The 15,044-nt window shown below is 68.1% G+C and carries 11 protein-coding genes; 3 read left to right on the forward strand and 8 right to left on the reverse strand.

Annotated elements, in window-relative coordinates; all coding sequences use genetic code 11:
• Window positions 1–51 precede the first annotated feature (51 nt).
• Window positions 52–459 carry a PAS domain-containing protein gene (locus ASG69_RS16295; protein WP_156380552.1) on the reverse strand — a complete coding sequence of 136 codons (408 nt, stop codon included), beginning with the start codon at window positions 457–459 and terminating at the stop codon, window positions 52–54.
• A gap of 241 nt (window positions 460–700) precedes the next feature.
• On the opposite strand from ASG69_RS16295, the gene ASG69_RS16300 reads away from it, so the two are divergent.
• A complete protein-coding gene (locus tag ASG69_RS16300; protein ID WP_082544529.1) occupies window positions 701–2,545 on the forward strand; it encodes a putative bifunctional diguanylate cyclase/phosphodiesterase in 1,845 nt (614 codons plus the stop codon).
• On the opposite strand, the gene ASG69_RS16305 is transcribed toward ASG69_RS16300, so the two are convergent.
• Window positions 2,464–4,704, reverse strand: coding sequence for a molybdopterin-dependent oxidoreductase (locus tag ASG69_RS16305; protein ID WP_082544528.1), 2,241 nt, complete (start codon window positions 4,702–4,704; stop codon window positions 2,464–2,466). The two genes, ASG69_RS16300 and ASG69_RS16305, sit on opposite strands and share 82 nt — an antisense overlap.
• Window positions 4,705–4,775: 71 nt before the next feature.
• Between ASG69_RS16305 and ASG69_RS16310 the strand changes: the two genes are divergently transcribed.
• Window positions 4,776–5,603, forward strand: coding sequence for a serine hydrolase domain-containing protein (locus tag ASG69_RS16310; RefSeq protein ID WP_235578976.1), 828 nt, complete (start codon window positions 4,776–4,778; stop codon window positions 5,601–5,603).
• Window positions 5,604–5,750: 147 nt separating this feature from the next.
• Window positions 5,751–6,254 (forward strand): DUF3145 domain-containing protein, encoded by a 504-nt coding sequence (locus ASG69_RS16315; RefSeq protein WP_027505753.1) that lies wholly within the window; start codon window positions 5,751–5,753, stop codon window positions 6,252–6,254.
• Between the two features lie 68 nt (window positions 6,255–6,322).
• On the opposite strand, the gene ASG69_RS16320 is transcribed toward ASG69_RS16315, so the two are convergent.
• From ASG69_RS16320 to aceE, 6 genes are all read right to left on the reverse strand, one after another.
• Complete coding sequence (locus tag ASG69_RS16320) at window positions 6,323–7,756, reverse strand: acyl-CoA carboxylase subunit beta (RefSeq protein WP_056445733.1); 1,434 nt, start codon at window positions 7,754–7,756, stop codon at window positions 6,323–6,325.
• Window positions 7,757–7,886: 130 nt separating this feature from the next.
• Window positions 7,887–9,137 carry a KasA/KasB family beta-ketoacyl-ACP synthase gene (locus tag ASG69_RS16325; RefSeq protein ID WP_027505755.1) on the reverse strand — a complete coding sequence of 417 codons (1,251 nt, stop codon included), beginning with the start codon at window positions 9,135–9,137 and terminating at the stop codon, window positions 7,887–7,889.
• An 8-nt stretch (window positions 9,138–9,145) separates the two neighbouring features.
• Entirely contained in the window at window positions 9,146–9,457 is a 312-nt protein-coding gene (gene acpM, locus ASG69_RS16330; protein ID WP_027505756.1) for a meromycolate extension acyl carrier protein AcpM, read from the reverse strand.
• Window positions 9,458–9,648: 191 nt separating this feature from the next.
• Window positions 9,649–10,566 carry an ACP S-malonyltransferase gene (locus ASG69_RS16335; protein ID WP_027505757.1) on the reverse strand — a complete coding sequence of 306 codons (918 nt, stop codon included), beginning with the start codon at window positions 10,564–10,566 and terminating at the stop codon, window positions 9,649–9,651.
• A 128-nt stretch (window positions 10,567–10,694) separates the two neighbouring features.
• Window positions 10,695–12,059 carry a PucR family transcriptional regulator gene (locus ASG69_RS16340; protein ID WP_081821256.1) on the reverse strand — a complete coding sequence of 455 codons (1,365 nt, stop codon included), beginning with the start codon at window positions 12,057–12,059 and terminating at the stop codon, window positions 10,695–10,697.
• 35 nt (window positions 12,060–12,094) lie between these two features.
• The gene (gene aceE / locus ASG69_RS16345; protein ID WP_056446316.1) at window positions 12,095–14,881 is read right to left on the reverse strand and encodes a pyruvate dehydrogenase (acetyl-transferring), homodimeric type; all 2,787 of its coding nucleotides are present in this window, start codon (window positions 14,879–14,881) and stop codon (window positions 12,095–12,097) included.
• Window positions 14,882–15,044: the final 163 nt, after the last annotated feature.

The following is a 15,044-nucleotide window of genomic DNA, read 5'->3' on the forward strand; positions in this document are numbered from 1 at the left end:
TCGGGATGGTCGTCCACCGGGGTTCAGCGGTCGTGCCTCCGGCTCGACGAGTCAGGCCGCGGGGGCGACCGGTGTCGACTCGACGAGCAGGTATCGACGGTCCCCGACCTGTACCCGGGAGAGTTCGAGATCCACCTCGACGGCCCCACCGTCCTTGTGGACCAGCCGGAGCCGAGCGTCGGCCGAGCCGTCGAGGGCGGCATACGCCCGCGCGGTCGCATCGGCGAGGGCCTCGGTGTCGGCAGGATGGAGCACTGCGGACGATCCGAGCAGCGCGAGCTCGCCCGAGTCGTAGCCGAGCAGGTTGCTGCACGCGGAGTTGTAGAACGCGAGAGCGCCGGAGCCGTCGTGCAGCGTCGTCGCCCGGTCGGACCGCACGACTCGGTAGTACAGGGACGAGAGGTCAGGGGCAGCCGTGATCGGGCTCGCTGACGTATTCATCGATACCAGGTCCGACATGGGACCGATAGTGGCACAGTGACTTACGGTTCTGCCACGGTGCAACTGAGGCAAAACCGGTAAAGAGTCGGTTTTTATGTGTGATGTCATGAGTTGCAGGTCACTGCATTTTCGGATCAGATGTTGATCAGAATGCGCGGAAGATGCCTCGAGCTGCGAGTACGACACGCTGCATCGACCGGGTGGGGTGGTGACGGCCGTGCGGGGGCATCGGGCCGATCAGGGGATTTCAGGAGAAGTCATGGATCGGATGGAAGGTCGGACGAGTGTCCGGCGGCCCCTCAACACGCTCGTGTCCGAGTTGGCGACGCGGTTGCTCGGTGCCGACTCCGCGAACGTCATCGAGGCGTACCGGGCGCTGCTCCGAGACCTGTCCACCGATTTCGGGATGGACACGTGCTTTCTCCGGCACAACGACGAGCGCATCGACGCGTCGATTCTCGTCGCGGAGTGGCCCCCGCGGCCCGTCGTTCCCGACCCGGATCCGTTGGGCGTCGTGTACTTCGACAGAGCGGATCCCGTGTTCGCCCGGTCGCGCAGCCAGACCGAGGTCGAGATCTACAGGCCGAGCGATCAGCCCGAGAACTACCGCGACCGGGTGAAGGACGCATCAGGGGTTCCGGCGACCACGATGGTCGCGGTACCCCTGGTCGGCGACGGCCGCACCCTGGGCGTCCTGGGTTTCGTTCGATTCGCCGACCGCGAGTGGACCGCGGAGGAGCTCGAGGCCGTCACTGCGGTCGGAGCGATGCTCGCCCAGGTGCAGAGGCGCGTGGCCGCGGAGAACGAACTGCGTCATACCGCGATGATCGACGAACTGACCGGGCTGATGAACCGTCACGGGCTGACCGAGCTGCTCGACGGGCGCGCCGCCGACGGCACCGCGGTGGGCGTGCTGTTCGTGGACATCGACCGGCTGGCCGCTCTCAACGACTTCCTCGGCCATCGCATGGGTGACGAGTTCCTGCGCACCGTCGCGGACCGCATCCGCCGCCGACTGCCGGACGGGGACGTGGTGGCGAGGCTCGGCGGGGACGAGTTCGTCGTCGTCCTCGGTGGTGCGCCCACGGCCGAGGACGGTGCGGAGCGTGCGGAGATGGTCCGGTCGGTGGTCGCCGAGCCGATGGTGGTGGGGGACGACAGGGTGACCCGCACCGCGAGTATCGGCGTGGCCGTGGGAACCGCGGATCCGTCGGAGATGCTGCGCCGGGCGGATCAGGCGGCGCTGCACGTGAAGTCGTCGGGTGGCAACGGCGTCGTCCTCTACTCGGACGAGATCGCGGCGACCAACGACCTGCGGACCGACGTCGAGCTGACGCTGGGCCATGCCATCTCTCACGACCGGTTGGTGCTGCACTTCCAACCCGAGGTGGACCTGCGTTCCGGTGAGATCACCGCAGTGGAAGCTCTCGTCCGCTGGCCGCATCCGACCCGCGGCATGCTCGGGCCCGACGTCTTCGTGCCCATCGCCGACGCGGCGAACCTCGCCCCGGAACTCGGGCGCTGGGTCATCGATGCGGCGTGCCGGGCGTATGTGAGCTGGCGGGACGCCACGGGTCGCACCGACCTGGTTCTGCGCGTGAACATCTCACCGGTCCACCTCGCCGTGCGCGACTTCGCGCAGGAGGTGGCGGACGTCCTGCGGACCCACGGGATCGACCCGGCCTGCTTCTGCCTGGAGCTGTCCGAGGTCGCGGTGGTGGATTCGGTGGCGCGATCGGGCGCAGCCCTCACCTCCCTGCGCGACAAGGGAATCAGGACGGCCATCGACCACTTCGGTGTCGGCTACTCGTCACTGCTGCATCTCAAGAGGTTGCCGCTCGACGTGCTCAAGATCGACAGGCACTTCACCGACGGGCTCGGCGTGGACGGCGACGATCGTGCGCTCGTCTCGGTCATGATCGGACTTGCTCGGTCACTCCGGCTCGACGTCGTCGCCAACGGAGTCGAGACGTCTGCGGCGGCGCGCACTCTGGTCGAGCTGGGCTGCCACCGCGCGCAGGGTCACGCCATCTGTCCGCCCGTCGACGAACCCACCCTCCGCTCGCTGCTCGTCGACGGGACTCGGCTGCTCGACGTGTCCTGATCGTCGGTCCCGACGAGCCGGAGCGTCACCGGGACACCGTTGAGGACGGCATTTCCCGCGACGCCCTCGACGCGGTCCGGATCGGTGAGGTCGTTGACGCTCGGTCCGCGGACGTCGCGGGCCACCGTCAGTAGCACACCGTCGCGGTCATGCCCGAAACCGTGCGGGATGCTCACGACGCCGGGCATCACCGAGTCGCTCGCCGTCACCTCGATGCGCACGGAGCCGGCGGCGGACACGACCTCGACGGTGTCCCCGTCGGCGATGCCGAGACGGTCGAGATCGGCGGGATGTGCCAGCAGACCGTGGCGCGGCTTGCCCTTCACGAGACGCGGCGCGTTGTGCATCCACGAGTTGTTGCTGCGAACGTGGCGGCGCCCGATCAGGAGCAGTTCGCCGTCCGCGGACGGCGTCGCGGCGAGTAGAGCGCTCCGCAGTCTGTCGATGTCCGGGGTGATCACGTCGTGCATCAGACCGATACGCCGATCGCGGGTGAGCAGCTTGCCCGGCAGACCGGGACGCAGCGGACCGAGGTCGGTGCCGTGCGGGTTCTTCCGAAGTGTCCGCAGAGTGACCCCGCGAGCGCGCAGCAGCAGGAGTTCGACCGTTCGGGCGGGGGACAGCCGAGTGCGCACCTCACGGACCACGGCCGCGGCGTTCACCCGACCCAGGGTCCGCGCACGCGTTCCGCGGCGGCGGACGGCGGCGTAGCGCAGACTCAGATCGCGGAAGATCTCCCAGTCGTGGCGCGCGTCGGCCTCTTTCGGCAGGACGGCCGGATTGAACTTGGCGGTGTTCCGCACCGCGAACGTCGAGAAGATCAGGTCGTAGTGGTCCCGCTCGAGGGCCACCGTGGACGGCAGGATGATGTCGGCGTGGCGTGAGGTCTCGTTGACGTAGATGTCGAAGGACACCATGAAGTCGAGCCCGGCGAACGCGTCGTCGAGCCGGGGGCCGCCCGGCATCGACAGCACCGGGTTGCCCGACGCCACCACCATGGCGCGGACGCGCCCGGGCCCGTCGGTGGTCATCTCGTCCACGAGGGTCGACGCCGGGAGCTCACCACTGAACTCGGGCAGATCCCGCACCCGGCTGCGCCACTTGTCGAAATGACCGCGGCCGGTGATCTTGTTCGCGATCAGGTCGACGGCCGGATCGGTGAACAGCACGCCGCCGACCCGGTCGAGATTGCCGGTCAGGATGTTCAGGACGTGCACTGCCCACTGGCACACGGTGCCGAACTCCTGGGTGGAGACACCCATCCGGCCGTAGACCGCGGCCGATCCGGCGCTCGCGAGATCGCGTGCCAGCGTGCGGATCACGTCGGCGTCGATACCGGTGAGAGGTGCCACGGCCTCGGGCGTGAACGCCGCCACCGCCTCGGTCACACCCTCGACGCCGTCGACGTACGGGGCGGGGGTAGCGGCGCCGTCGGCCAGGACGACGTGAACGAGCGCCAGCAGCAGATGAGCATCCGTGCCGGGACGGATGAAGTGGTGGGTGTCGGCGACGTCCGCCGTCTCGGTGCGCCTCGGGTCGATCACCACCATGCGCCCGCCACGTGCGCGCAGTTCCTTCACCCGCTTCCCGAAATCGGGCACCGTCATCATGGATCCGTTCGACGCCATCGGGTTGGCGCCCAGGACGAGGAAGAAGTCGGTGTTGTCGATGTCGGCGATCGGCTGACGGAGCTGATGCCCGTAGAACAACATGTTGGTCAGCTGGTGCGGCAACTGGTCCAGCGACGTGGCGGAGTACCGGTTGCGGGTGCGCAGCATCGACAGAAACGGGATGCCGTGGGTCATGGCGCCGAGACTGTGCACGTTGGGGTTGCCCGCGTAGACACCCACGGCGTCGGCGCCGTGCTCGTCACGGATGGCGGACAGGCGTCGGGCCACGAGGTCCACCGCCTCGTCCCACCCGATCTCGCGCCACCCCGACTCGGTGCGCTGCAGCGGTCGGCGGACACGGTCGGGGTCGTTCAGGATGTCGACGAGCGCGGTCGCCTTGGGGCAGATGTGTCCGCGGGACAACGGATCCTTCTTGTCCCCGCGGACGGACTGCACACCCTCGTCGGTCACCGTGTACTCGAGTCCGCACATGGCCTCGCAGAGGGTGCAGGTGCCGTGGGCGGTGCGGGTGGTTCCAGCCGAGGTCATTCCACGCACGCTAGTCGCGTGTACCCGGACGCATCGAGATTCTGTGACGAGTGTGAATTACAGTCGGGCTCGTGGTCACCGGCAACGCATCCGAGATTCTGTCCTCACTCACCGACTGGCCGGTCCCGGCGGTGTCGGCCGCGGTGATCACCGACGGTCCCGACGTGGCCGCGCGGCACGGTGATCGGGACCGCGTGCAGGAACTGGCCTCGGTCACCAAGCTCCTCGTCGCCTACGCGGCGCTCGTCGCGGTGGAGGAGGGAGCCGTCGAGCTCGACGAGGCGGCGGGACCCGAAGGATCCACCGTCCGACACCTTCTCGCCCACACCTCGGGAGTCGCGTTCGACGACCGACGGCCCACCACGGCGCCGGGGACGAAACGCATCTACTCGAGCGCCGGCTTCGAGATCCTGGCGGAGCACGTGACCGACCGTTCCGGCATCGAGTTCGCGGAGTACCTGTCCGCCGCCGTGCTCGAACCGTTGGGTATGACCTCGACCGAGCTGCACGGGTCGGCCGGCCACGGAGCCCGATCCAATCTCCGCGACATGGAGGCGTTCGCGGCGGAACTGCTCGCACCGACGCTCGTCTCCCGCCAGACCGTCGTCGAGGCGACGAGCGTGCAGTTCGAGGGACTCGGAGGCATCCTCCCCGGGTACGGGTCGCAGCGACCCAACGACTGGGGTCTGGGCTTCGAGCTCCGTGACCACAAGTCGCCGCACTGGACGGGGGAGACGAACTCGGCGCGCACGTTCGGGCACTTCGGGCAGTCGGGAACGTTCCTCTGGGTGGACCCCGAAGCCCGCGTCTCGTGCGTCGTGCTCGCCGACCGCGCCTTCGGGGACTGGGCCAAGCCGCTGTGGACCGCGTTGGGTGACACGGTGCTCGCGGGCGTGTGACCCGCCGCGACACGCCGCTGAAACCCACGCGACACACCGAACGACTGGTGTAACAGGGGTAACTCGAGGCACACTGGTACAAGCCGTACATCAGCAGACGCGTCAGGCCGTTGGGGAAGACGTCCCTCGTCGAAGCTGGAGGCAACGGTGAACGCACTGAACCAATTCGCGGACTCGACCACGGGTGTCGTCTACATTCACTCGTCGCCGGCCGCGCTGTGCCCGCATGTCGAATGGGCGCTGTCCGATGCGCTCGACTGCCGAGCGAATCTCAAGTGGACCGCGCAGCCCGCATTCGACGGTCAACTGCGGGCCACCACCAACTGGACCGGCCCCGTGGGCACCGGCGCCCGGTTGGCCAGCGTGCTGCGCTCATGGCAGATGCTGCGTTTCGAGGTCACCGAGGACCCCAGTGAGGGTGTCGACGGTGAACGCTTCGCGCACGTGCCCGGCCTCGGCCTGTGGCACGGCGCCACCAGTGCCAACGGCGACGTCATGGTGGGCGAGCAGCGGCTGCGGTCGATCCTCGAACAGGGACGCGGCGACGTGTACGCGCAGCTGGATCACGTTCTCGGTACCGCCTGGGACGCGGAGCTCGAACAGTTCCGTCTCGGTGGAGTCGGCGGCGAGGTCACCTGGCTCGCGAGTTAGTGGGCCTCCGGCCCCGTGAGCCTTTTGCGCATCCAGGGATGCGCAAAAGGCTCACGGGGCGACGCCACTCAGAGCGGGATGTTCTTGTGGCGACCACGGCGCGCCGGGGCGTCCGCCAGCGCGCGGGTGAGAGTGCTGCGGGTGGCGGCCGGATCGATGATCGCGTCCACGACGCCGATGCCCACGGCCCGCTCGACACCACCGGCGATGGCCTCGTGCTCGGCCGTCAGACGGTCGTGCAGCGCCTCGCGCTCGTGATCGGGCGCCGCTGCCAGTGCCTTCTTGTGCAGGATGCCCACGGCCGCCTTGGCGCCCATGACCGCGACCTCGGACTCCGGCCAGGCGTAGACGGCCGTTGCTCCGAGAGCCCGTGAGTTCATCGCGATGTACGCGCCGCCGTAGATCTTGCGGGTCACCAGTGTCACGCGGGGCACGGTGGCCTCGGCGAACGCGTGCAGCAGCTTGGCACCGCGGCGGACCACGCCCTCCCACTCCATGCTGACGCCTGGCAGGTATCCGGGGACGTCCACGACGACGACGAGCGGGATGCCGAAGGCATCGCACAGGCGGACGAAGCGGGCGGCCTTCTCGGCGGACTCGGAGTTGAGGCACCCACCGAGGCGGATCGGGTTGTTGGCGATGACACCGACCGAGCGACCGCCGAGGCGGCCGAGCCCGGTGACGATGCTGCGCGCCCAACCACCCTGGAACTCCTCGAAGGACGACTCGCCCTCGACGTTGTCGAGCAGCTCGTTGATGACCGGGTGCACGTCGTACGCGCGGCGGTTCGACGCGGGCAGGAGTGCCTTGAGATCGGTGTCGCCGTGCTGGGCGGCGGCCAGGTCGAACTCGCCCTGCTCACTGAACATCGACACGAGCCGACGTCCCCGTGCGAGGGCGTCGAGTTCGTCGTCGGCGACGATGTGGCAGACACCGGACTTGCGGAAGTGGGTGTCGGGCCCACCGAGCGAGGCCATGTCGACCTGCTCGCCGGTGACGCTGCGCACCACGTCGGGACCGGTCACGAAGACCCGGCCCTCGGGGGCCATGATCACGACGTCGGTGAGCGCGGGGCCGTACGCGGCGCCGCCGGCGGCGAATCCGAGCACGACCGAGATCTGCGGAACGGTGCCCGACGCACGCACCATGGCCTCGAAGACCAGCCCGACGGCGTGCAGAGCCTCGACGCCCTCGGCGAGACGGGCCCCACCGGAGTGCCAGATGCCGACGATGGGCGCTCCGGAGTCCAGGGCCTCGTCGATGGCGGAGACGATGTGCTTGCAGCCGTCGACTCCCATGGCGCCGCCCATGACGGTGGCGTCGGAGCAGTAGGCGATGGTGCGGACTCCGTCGATCTCACCCGAGGCGGCCAGCACACCGGACTTGTCACGGTCGTGCAGCGGGGTGGTCGTACCGGAGTCGAAGAGCTTCTCGAGACGAGCGAGGGGGTCGCGCGGGTCACGCGACGAGGAGTGGCGGGTGTGCGGAGCGAGGACGGTCATCGTGTTCTCCCCTTCATACTGCCGCTCCCGGCAGGGGAGTGGTGGTGCGGGCGAAGGTCCGGCGACCGCGGTCGCCGGACCTCCGCCCTCGTGCGCGTACGACTGTCACGCCGTGACGGCTGCGGAGCCGTCAGTGGCGTCCGAAGGCGAGCGCAACATTGTGCCCACCGAATCCGAACGAGTTGTTCAGTGCGTATTCGATCTCGCCGCGACGGGCCTCGCCCGACACGACGTCGAGGTCGATCTCCGGATCCTGGTTGTCCAGGTTCAGCGTGGGCGGAACGATCCCGTCCCGGATGCTGAGCACTGTCAGGATCGACTCCAGGGCGCCGACAGCGCCGATGGAGTGCCCGAGGGCCGACTTCGGTGCGTACACCGATGCGTGGTTGCCCACCGCAGCGTTGATCGCGGTGGCCTCGGCCGTGTCCCCGATGGGAGTGGCCGTGGCGTGGGCGTTGACGTGCGAGATGTCCTGCGCCGTCAGTCCCGCCGTCTCGATGGCCCGGCGCATCGCACGCGCCGCACCGGTTCCGGCCGGATCGGGAGCCACCAGGTGGTACCCGTCCGAGGTGATGCCGGCGCCGAGAAGGCGAGCATGGATCGTCGCGCCGCGAGCCTTGGCGTGCTCCTCGCTCTCGATCACCATGAGCGCACCGGACTCGCCGAAGACGAAGCCGTCACGATCCTTGTCGAACGGCCGCGAGGCCGCCTGCGGATCGTCGTTGCGTGTGCTCATGGCACGCATCATCGAGAAGGCCGCGATCGGCACCGCGTCGATGTGTCCCTCGACCCCACCCGTGACCATGATGTCCGCGTCGCCCATGACGATCATCCGCCATGCGTGAGCGATCGCTTCCGATCCCGACGAGCATGCCGACACCGGTGTGATGACACCGGCGCGTGCACCCAGGTCGAGCCCCACGACAGCCGACGGTCCGTTCGGCATGATCATCTGCACGGCGAGCGGGGACACCTTGCGGTACCCGCCCTCGCGCATCTTCTTGTCGGCGTCGAGCAGTGCGTCTCCGCCGCCCAGGCCGGTGCCGATCGAGACGCCGAACCGCTCCGAGTCGACCTCGGGGCTGCCGGCGTTCTTCCACACCTCCTTGCCCAGGACGTATGCCATCTGCTCGACGTAGCTCATGCGTCGTTGCTCGACGCGAGAGAGAAGAGTCGATGGATTGACGGCCAGATGGCCGCCGATGCGAACCGGAAGATCGAACTCGGTGACGAAATCGTCCTCGAGCACGTCGATGCCGCTCTCCCCGTTCAGCAGTCCCTTCCACGTCGCGTCGACGTCACCGGCGATGGAGGTGGTCACCGCCAGGCTGGTCACGACGACGTTGCGGAAGCCCCCGTTGGCTGTGCTGGGCGTGGTCACGGTCGTGCTCACTCGCCTGCGGAGTCGCTCTGGTTGTCGAGCTTCGCCTTGATGGCCTCGGCGGCCTCGGGGTTCTCGGCTTCGAGCTTCTGGATGTAGTTCACGGCGTCGCCGACGGTGCGGAGGCTGGCGAGATCCTCGTCGGGGATCTTGACGCCGTACTTGTCCTCGGTCTGCACTGCGATCTCGACCATGGAGAGGGAGTCGATGTCCAGGTCGTCGACGAACGACTTCTCGACGGTCACCTCGGACGGCTCGATGCCGGTGACCTCTTCGATGATCTCGGCGAGTCCGGCGATGAGTTCTTCCTGCGTGGCCACGGAGTGGCTCCCTTCGTGTAAGGAACTGTGCACACGGCGCGACTGTGCGCCGGTGCGGATGCTGTCTCGACGAACGCTCGTTCTCGAGTCGGGCCGGCTACGTACCGGCCCCGCTCACCTCACGACGTGCGGTGAGCAATGCGCATCCCCGGCCCGGTCCGTGACGGACCGGCGGGGTTGCGCGCAGTAACCTAACCGACCGATACCGGGGCGGTGAGGCCGGAGACGTCCTCCGGAGTCTTGAGGGCGACCGTCGGGGTGCCGCGCATCTCGCGCTTGGCGATCCCGACGAGGGTGCCGGCCGGCGGGAGCTCGACGATCGAGGCGACCTCGGCCGCGCGCAGCGTCGCTGTGCACAGATCCCACCGGACGGGCCGGGTGACCTGGCCGGCGAGCTTGGCCAGTGCGTCCGCGCCGGAGGTGACCTCGCGGCCGTCGAGGTTGGAGAGCAGGCGACGCGTCGGATCGGACGGCGTGATGGAGGCAGCTGCGGCGACCACGGCGTCCTGCGCGGGTGCCATGAAGCGCGTGTGGAACGCGCCGGCGACGGGCAGCGGGCGAATGCGTGCCTTCTCGGGCGGGTTCGCGGCGAGCTCGGCGAGGTCGGTGAGGAGACCGGCGGCCACGATCTGGCCGGCGGCGTTCCGGTTGGCGGCCTCGAGGCCGAGCTCGGTCAGACGCTCGAGGACCGCGTCCTCGTCGCCACCGAGTACGGCGGACATGCCGGTCGGAGCCAGTGCGCAGGCCTTGGCCATCTCGGCGCCGCGGATCGCGGCGAGAGCGACGGCGTCGTCGGCGGAGATGACGCCCGCGACGGCGGCTGCGGCGAGTTCACCGACGGAGTGGCCGGCGACGACCATGTTCTCCGGCAGTCCGTGCGTCCGCTCGATTTCCTCGAAAGCGAGGAGCGCAGCGGCCACGACGAGCGGCTGGGTCACGGCGGTGTCGGTGATCTCCTCCGCCGTGGCGGTGGTTCCGAGCCGCGTCAGGTCGAGGCCCGACGCCTGCGACCAGAGGGCGAGACGATCCGCGGCCCCGGGGAGTCCGAGCCACGGCACGAGCATGCCGGGTGTCTGAGAGCCCTGTCCGGGCGAAAGCACTGCAATCACGGAACTAAGAAAACACTGTGAAGGCCGTTTCAGGAGATGTTCTACGCGATGAACCTTGTCGGTCGTATTTGTCAGAACCCTACAAACGCCCTGCAGGATGGGTCGCATCGTTCCTGGCGCAAGATCCGTTACTGTATGAGATTCCCAAATGTTCCGGCTGTGACTGTTGTTATCGGTGATGGGCTTTCGTTATGGGATTGCGACAGGCGACCCACTGTTGCCGCGATTCTCAGGACGTACGCATCACGGGCATTGGTCGGATCCCGACCAGTCACCTCCGCGATTCGCTTGAGCCGATATCGCACAGTATTTGGATGAACAAACAGTGACCTGGCACACGTCTCGACCGCTCCGCCGCAATCGAGATACGCATCGAGCGTGTCCGAGAGTGCCGATCCGGCAGCCTGGAGCGGCTGGACGATGAGCTCGTTGAGCGACGTGACCGCCGCCTGATCGCCCAGCAACGCTCGTTCCGGCAGTAGTTCGCCCGCGTGCACCGGCCGCGGTGCTCCCCGCCATCCGACCACCGCCTGCATCCCCGCGAACGCCTCCACGGCACTCGAGTGCGCGGCGCCGAGGGTGCGGGTCGTCGGGCCGATGACCACCGGGGTGTCGGAGAAGTTGCGCATGAGGTCGTCGAGGAAGGCGGCACTGGTCGGGTCGCCGGAGAGATGACCGGACACCACCATGACCAGACGCGTGCCCTGCACGACGGCGAGCGCGGCGCGATGGTGGCGCTGCGCCACCGTGTGCACGGTCCCGACGACGGAGACGCCCTGATCCGGTGGAGGCGATCCGACGAGCACGGTGGCCGGCGCGGTCGCGTCCCAGTTGAGGGTCGCGGCGCGCGAGAGCATGTCCGAGCCCGTGTCGCCGCGGACGACCGCGTCCACCACGAGGGCCTCGAGCCGGGTGTCCCACGCGCCACGCGACTCGGCCGCGCTCGCGTACACCGACGCGGCGGCGAATCCCAGCTCGCGCCCGTAGCGCAGCACTGCTTCCGTGAGCGCGACGAGTTGCTGATCGTTGCGCGCCAGGGCCGGGAGCCACTGCTCGAAGAACTCCATGGCGACCCGCACCATGTCGACGGTCTGCCGCAGAGTCAGGCGCCGCGCCAGATCCTGCGGGATGACCTGGAACGCGTCGAGGCTGAAGCGGATGTCGCTGTCGGGGTTCTGCAACCACTCGAGGAAGTTGACGACGGCCGTCTGCACGAGCATCTGCACACTCGCGCGCTGCGACGCATCGAGGTCGCTCACGAACGGCAGCTGATCCTGCATCTGGGTCAGCGCCTCGGTGGAGAGCCTGCTGGAGAACTGCTTCACCCGTCGCAGCAGTGCATCGGGAAGCGGGACTCGTTGTTGTCTCGCGCGGATCGCGCCACCGGGTCGGTGGGCCTCCGCGGCGGCGCGGCGGAGCTCGCGGCGTTCCCGAACACGCTCCGATTCCCCCTCCGGCGAACCGTCGGGGGAATCGGGAGCGATGTCGGCCATGGCCACAAACTTACGCGGCGTGCCTGGTGCAACTGTCAGGCGACGCCCGGATCGGCCGTGGAGATCGGAGCGGCCAGGACGTCGTCGATCTGGTAGCGCTCGGCTGCCTCGACGGCCTTGTCCTTGTCCACCTCACCCGAGCGGGCGAGCGCGGACAGCACGGCGACGACGATCGACTCCGCGTCGACGTTGAAGTGCCGCCGTGCCGCGGTGCGGGTGTCGGAGAAGCCGAACCCGTCGGTGCCCAGCGTCGTGTAATGGCCGGGAACCCACTGACGGATCTGATCCGGAACAGCACGCATCCAGTCCGACGCGGCGACGAAGGGTCCCTCCGCCTCCTGCAGCTTGCTGGTGACGTACGGGACTCGCGGCTCGTCGCCGGGGTTGCGCAGGGCCTCGGTCTCGGCGTCGACACCGTCGCGGCGGAGTTCGCCCCAGCTGGTCACCGACCAGACGTCCGCGGACACGCCGTAGTCCTCGGCGAGGAGTTCCTGCGCACGCAGCCCGGACGGCATGCCCACACCGGAGACCAGGATCTGTGCCTTCGGGCCGTCGGCCTTGCCCTTCTGGAACAGATAGATGCCCTTCAGCAGACCCTCGACGTCGAGGTTCTCGGGCTCCGCCGGCTGGCGGTACGGCTCGTTGTACAGAGTGATGTAGTAGAAGATGTTCTCTCCACCGAATCCCTCCACACCCTCGGTGCCGCCGTACATCCGGCGCAGACCGTCCTTGATGATGTGCGCGATCTCGAACGAGAACGCCGGGTCGTACGCGACGGCCGCCGGGTTGGTCGCCGCGAGCAACAGCGAGTGTCCGTCGGCGTGCTGCAGGCCCTCACCGGTGAGGGTGGTGCGGCCGGCGGTGGCGCCGAGCACGAAGCCGCGGGCCATCTGGTCGGCAGCGGCCCAGAGGCCGTCGCCGGTCCGCTGGAAACCGAACATCGAGTAGAAGATGTACAGCGGGATCATCGGTTCGCCGTGAGTGGCGTACGACGTGCCGACGGCCGTGAAGGACGACGTCGAGCCGGCCTCGTTGATGCCCTCGTGCAGGATCTGGCCGGTGACGTTCTCCTTGTAGGCGAGCATCAGTTCCGAGTCGACCGAGGTGTAGAGCTGGCCGTTGCGGTTGTAGATCTTGAGCGACGGGAACCACGAGTCCATACCGAAGGTGCGGGCCTCGTCGGGGATGATCGGCACGACGCGATGGCCGATCTCCTTGTCGCGAAGAAGTTCCTTCATGACGCGGACGAGCGCCATGGTCGTCGCGACCTCCTGCTTGCCGGAACCCTTCATGATCGACTTGTAGGTCGAGTCGGGCGGCATGGGCAGCGGCTTCGCCGACGTGCGACGCTCCGGGACGTATCCGCCCAGGGCCTTGCGGCGATCGAGCATGTACTGGATCTCGGGGGAGTCCTCGCCCGGGTGGTAGTACGGGGGCAGGTACGGATCCTTCTCGAGCTCATCGTCGGAGATCGGGATGTGCTGGATGTCGCGGAACGCCTTGAGGTCGTCCAGCGTCAGCTTCTTCATCTGGTGGGTCGCGTTGCGGCCCTCGAAGTGCTTGCCCAGCGTGTAGCCCTTGATGGTGTGCGCCAGGATCACCGTCGGCTGGCCCTTGTGCTCCATCGCGGCGGCGTACGCGGCGTGGACCTTGCGGTAGTCGTGGCCACCGCGCTTGAGGTTCCAGATCTCGGCGTCGCTCAGATCCTTGACCAGTTCCTTGGTCCGCGGATCGCGCCCGAAGAAGTTGTCGCGGACGTAACTGCCGTCGTTGGCCTTGTACGTCTGGAAGTCGCCGTCGGGCGTGGTGTTCATCAGGTTCACCAGCGCGCCGTCGCGGTCCTTGTGCAGGAGCGTGTCCCACTCGCGGCCCCACACGACCTTGATGACGTTCCAGCCGGCGCCACGGAAGAACGACTCCAGTTCCTGGATGATCTTGCCGTTGCCGCGCACCGGGCCGTCGAGGCGCTGCAGGTTGCAGTTGACGACGAAGGTCAGGTTGTCCAGACCCTCGGTGGCAGCCACGTGAGCGAGGCCTCGCGACTCCGGCTCGTCCATCTCGCCGTCGCCGAGGAACGCCCACACGTGCTGATCGGTGGTGTCCTTGATGCCGCGGTCGGCGAGGTAGTGGTTGAAGCGCGCCTGGTAGATGGCGTTCATCGGGCCGAGGCCCATCGACACCGTCGGGAACTCCCAGAAGTCCTGCATCAGACGCGGGTGCGGGTACGACGGCAGGCCGCCGCCCTGATCCGCGTGGCTGTACTCCTGGCGGAAGCCGTCCATACGCTCGGCCGGAATGCGACCCTCGAGGAACGCGCGGGCGTAGATGCCGGGGGAAGCGTGGCCCTGGATGAAGATGTGGTCACCGCCGCCCGGGTGGTCCTTGCCGCGGAAGAAGTGGTTGAAGCCCACCTCGTACAGAGCAGCGGACGAGGCGTACGTGGAGATGTGGCCACCGACGCCGACGCCGGGGCGCTGCGCTCGGTGCACCATGATCGCGGCGTTCCAGCGGATCCAGGCGCGGTAGCGGCGTTCCATGGACTCGTCGCCGGGGAACCACGGCTCGTTCTCGGTGGGGATGGTGTTGACGTAGTCGGTCGACGTCAGCGCGGGAATGGACACACGCTTCTCGCCGGCACGCTCGAGCATGCGCAGCATCAGGTAGCGGGCGCGCTGCGGCCCGGAGCGCTCGAGGAGCTGGTCGAAGGATTCCATCCACTCGTCGGTCTCGTCACTGTCGATGTCCGGAAGGTACGACGCCACCCCCTCTCGGATGACGCGAACACGGCCGTCCGTGCTCGCCTTCCTGGCGACAGCGCCCATCGCGGCGTCTGCCGCGTCGGTGCGCTCTTCCTTCGTCGATTCCGACAACGTGTGTTCTCCTCGATGTGGCGGGAGCATGGTGTGCTCCCGGTCCAGTGCGAGCCGGTCCTGTGACGCCGGCCCGCTGTGCAGCTTCACGGTGATCTGGGTCAATCTCGGGTGA

This window comes from Rhodococcus sp. Leaf225, assembly GCF_001426145.1.
Lineage (GTDB): Bacteria > Actinomycetota > Actinomycetes > Mycobacteriales > Mycobacteriaceae > Rhodococcoides.

What these genes read in the sequence shown, in the direction of transcription:
- ASG69_RS16320 (WP_056445733.1), bottom strand. Translation starts at nt 7,756, where the DNA reads ATGACCGTCCTCGCTCCGCACACCCGCCACTCCTCGTCGCGTGACCCG.
- ASG69_RS16340 (WP_081821256.1), bottom strand. Translation starts at nt 12,059, where the DNA reads ATGGCCGACATCGCTCCCGATTCCCCCGACGGTTCGCCGGAGGGGGAA.
- ASG69_RS16305 (WP_082544528.1), bottom strand. Translation starts at nt 4,704, where the DNA reads ATGACCTCGGCTGGAACCACCCGCACCGCCCACGGCACCTGCACCCTC.
- aceE (WP_056446316.1), bottom strand. Translation starts at nt 14,881, where the DNA reads ATGGGCGCTGTCGCCAGGAAGGCGAGCACGGACGGCCGTGTTCGCGTC.
- ASG69_RS16300 (WP_082544529.1), top strand. Translation starts at nt 701, where the DNA reads ATGGATCGGATGGAAGGTCGGACGAGTGTCCGGCGGCCCCTCAACACG.
- ASG69_RS16295 (WP_156380552.1), bottom strand. Translation starts at nt 459, where the DNA reads ATGTCGGACCTGGTATCGATGAATACGTCAGCGAGCCCGATCACGGCT.